This window comes from Chthonomonas calidirosea T49 (assembly GCF_000427095.1).
GTDB classification, from domain to species: domain Bacteria; phylum Armatimonadota; class Chthonomonadetes; order Chthonomonadales; family Chthonomonadaceae; genus Chthonomonas; species Chthonomonas calidirosea.
Genome location: NC_021487.1, coordinates 2142749 through 2146168, shown reverse-complemented (window position 1 = coordinate 2146168; position 3420 = coordinate 2142749). Strand labels below are relative to the sequence as shown.

2 protein-coding genes are annotated in these 3420 nt (G+C 56.7%); both read left to right on the top strand.

Annotated elements, in window-relative coordinates:
• Nucleotides 1-59: 59 nt before the first annotated feature.
• Complete coding sequence (locus tag CCALI_RS08895) at nucleotides 60-2282, top strand: RHS repeat domain-containing protein (protein WP_155850522.1); 2223 nt, start codon at nucleotides 60-62, stop codon at nucleotides 2280-2282.
• 87 nt (nucleotides 2283-2369) lie between these two features.
• Nucleotides 2370-3125 (top strand): hypothetical protein, encoded by a 756-nt coding sequence (locus CCALI_RS16375; protein WP_016483150.1) that lies wholly within the window; start codon nucleotides 2370-2372, stop codon nucleotides 3123-3125.
• The last annotated feature ends 295 nt before the right edge of the window (nucleotides 3126-3420 follow it).

Genomic DNA, 3420 nt, shown 5'->3' with positions numbered 1-3420 from the left:
CAAGAGCGGGAGTGGGTCTTATCGGGCGATAGCGGTTTCAGTCGCAGACAAGCACTCAGGTGATCAGCAGTTCGAGCAGTTGGCCCAGTGGGACGACGGTGGTGGCGAGCTGGACGGACGCCAACCAAAACACCGTTCAGTATGGGATGGACAGCCAAGGTCAGCTGTTGGGGGTGGTAGATGCGTTGGGTCATCAGACCAGCTTCAGCTACGACAGCGCCCACAACCTTCTGTCAACGACGACGCCTTCGGGGAGCGTGTGGCAGCAGCAGTACGACAATCGGGGCAACATGTTGGTATCGCAAGACCCGCTAGGCCAGAGCACCCAGCTGGCCTATGGGGTGTTTGACCTGCCGGTGTCGGTGACCGACCCGTTGGGGAACAAGACGCTCTTCAGCCTGGATAGCAGCACGGGCAATGTGCTTCAGGTGACGGATGCCAACAACAACGTGAGCCGTTTCAGCTACAATGGGGATGGAAGCGTGGCGAGCGCGACCGACCCCGCGGGTCGCACCACGCAGTTTGGGTACGACCAGTGGGGGCATCTGACGAGCCGCACAGACCCCTTGGGGAACGTAACCCGCTACAGCTACTCGGTCGACAGCCTTTTGCAGCAGCGGGTGGACGCGTTGGGCTATGTGACCCAGTACAGTTATGACGGGTGGGGGAGGCTAGTTTCAGTCAGTTACCCTACCAGCGGGGCACCGGGGATCAGCTATAGCTGGGATGCAGAGGGTCAGTTGATCCAGAGCAGCGATAGCACCGGTGTCCGCAGCTACACCTACGACGTGTTGGGTCGGAAGGTGAAGGCGGTAGACCCTCGCGGGACGACGCAGGCCAGTTATGATGCGGTGGGCAACCTGTTGAGCCAGACCGATGTGACGGGTCGGGTTCTGACCAACAGCTACGATGCGGCGTATCGTCTGACGAGCGTGGTAGATGGGAGCGACAACGCGCAGGTGAGCCTCAGCTACACGGCGGACGGTCAGGTGTCGAGCGTGATGTACCCCAACGGCGTGGAGGTGCAGTACAGCTACGATGCGGCGGGTCGTGTAACGAGCGTTCAGCACGTGCTGGTAAGCAGTGGGACGGTGTTGGTGGGCTACAGCGCCAGCTACGATGCGGCCGGTCGTTTGGTACAGGTGGTAGAGCAGCCGAGTGGGGATGTGACGGTGTACCAATACGACGCGGTGGGGAACCTGCTGAAGGAGCAGCGGAGCGGTTCACGCAGCTACAGCGGGAGCTACACGTACGACCCCTCGAACCTTCGTTTAAGCGCTCAGGTGGTGGTCAACGGGGTGCCGGTTCATATGGGCAGCTACAGTTACGACGGCGGGGGTCGTTTGGTACAGGTGGTAGACAGCGCGACGAACACGACGGAGGTGTACAGCTGGAATGCGACGGGGACGTTGGCGAGTGCCCCTGGTCCGGGCTACACGCGCGGTTTAATGTGGAATGAAGAGGGCCAGTTAGTGGGGATAGCGCACAACGGGGTTTTGGCGTACCAATACGGTTATGGTGCGGACGGGAACCGTCGTTGGCGGAAGGACTTGGCGAACAACGTATGGGTCTGGTATCCGTGTGGGGTAGCGTGCAGCGCTGGGGAGCTGGTGGAGGAGGTAAGCGACCTGAGCGGTGGGGTATGGAGTGTTCAGGCGCGGTATCTTCGTGTAGGCGGCGGCTGCAGCAGCCAGTTAGTTCGTCGGAACGGGGAGTATCATCACAGGGATGTGTTAGGCAACTATGGGGTGATAACGGACGGGAGTGGGAACGTGCTATCGAGCAATCTGTACGACCGTTTCGGAGTGAGCATGTACACGAGCGGTAGCGCCCAGAGCCCGTATCGTCCTGCTGCAGGAATGCTGGATGAGGAGGGGTTGCTCTATCAAAAGCGACAAAGGATAGAGTTTATGCCTAATCGTAACCTGGTGTTGGCGGCTGGAGACCCGTGTGCGAATTACTGTAAAGTACTAGGTTGGTTGTTAGGCGGCTACAATACATGCATGGCCATTTGTGAAGCCGTGGAGGGCATTCTTAACATTCTTCATCCACCAAGACAAAATCCTCCCACTGCTGGAGGCGGAAATAGCTCTATTCCACAGCCACCCACAAACTGCCCCCATGGGACGATACCTATTGCAATCAATTGCGCGAAGGGCTCTATTTCGACCTGTGTTCCACAAAACTTCTATCAAACCTGTCTACCTGGCTGTGATGCGGATGGAACCCCAGACCTGTGTAAGACCCATCTGGCTCCTCCGCCACCAAGCAAATCATCCTAGATAGGCAGGCAATGTGTTCTCAATGGAGAGGGGGATTTGCACCTCTCTCCTGAATTATCAAAAGAACCTGAAAGGAGAAAACAAAAAATGATATGCTTGCAAAGAATAGGCAGCCGATTTGGCGTGCTTGGCTTTTTCCTACGACGTACTGGGTTGCTGTTGGGAATGGGGATAGGGGGGCTGCTCGGTGGTCTCATCCCCTTCACGTTCACGGCGCACGGCGCCCCCGTTGATACCGCAGAAACCGCCCCTCATCTGAAAGTGCGTTCGTTGGAAGTCGTAGATAATCAGGGCAGACCGGTGGCGTACCTGACATCGAGGGGTGGTGCAGTAGGGTCGTTTCCGATCTTTACATTGTCGAGTTGGAAAGGTAAAAACCAGGCTCAGGTGAGTTTTGAGTTTTTGTCCCAGATGCCCATACCGCCCTCTTGGGAAGACAAGAAGCTTCCGCCACTTGGTCCTGCCCTCGTACTTCTCCAACATGGAAGTGGCGCAGGCGACAAACCCAGTGCAATTGTGCTCGGCTTTGGACCGTACTCCAAAACCAGTAAGGTCCATCCTCTGTTGTACTCCAAAACCGGTAAGGTCCATCCTCTATTGATATTTCTGGACGGACAGAGTGGGAAAAGTTACCGCCTAGGGATAGAAAATGGGAGAGTGCATGTGGTAACGTCATCGTCTTTTTTATCCCCTGAAGATCTCGGGGTTATTGATAGTTTCATGCAGGGGATGAAGGAGAGGACCCTAAGTAGGCCAAGCAGGAGGTTGGGTAGGAATGAGGAGAAGGGCGCCCAGCCCCCAGAAAATCGCAAGATTTTCTGGGGGCTCCGGTATCGGCCTTGAGGAGGAGGGCGTTGGCCTTGAGAGGGGTTTGGATTTCGGGGGCCTCCGGTAGGCTGCCCTGTGTATGCCCCAGGGCCTTGGCGTTGTCGCAACGCAGTGTGGGGGTGGACCTCCACGGAAAAAGCCCCAAGCCGAAACCGCCCCTAAAGCCACAACCACCTAAAAGACCGGAACCCCACCTTCCTCGGTCAGTGTCTAACCTTTGCATCACAGTTTGATAAACCCAGACAAAGTTGTGGGCGCAGCTTAAAAAATGTCCTCGCCAAATCATCATGGTTTTGGAGAATCTGCCAGA

Coding starts and splice junctions, on each gene's coding strand:
- CCALI_RS16375 (WP_016483150.1), top strand. CDS start 2,370: ATGATATGCTTGCAAAGAATAGGCAGCCGATTTGGCGTGCTTGGCTTT.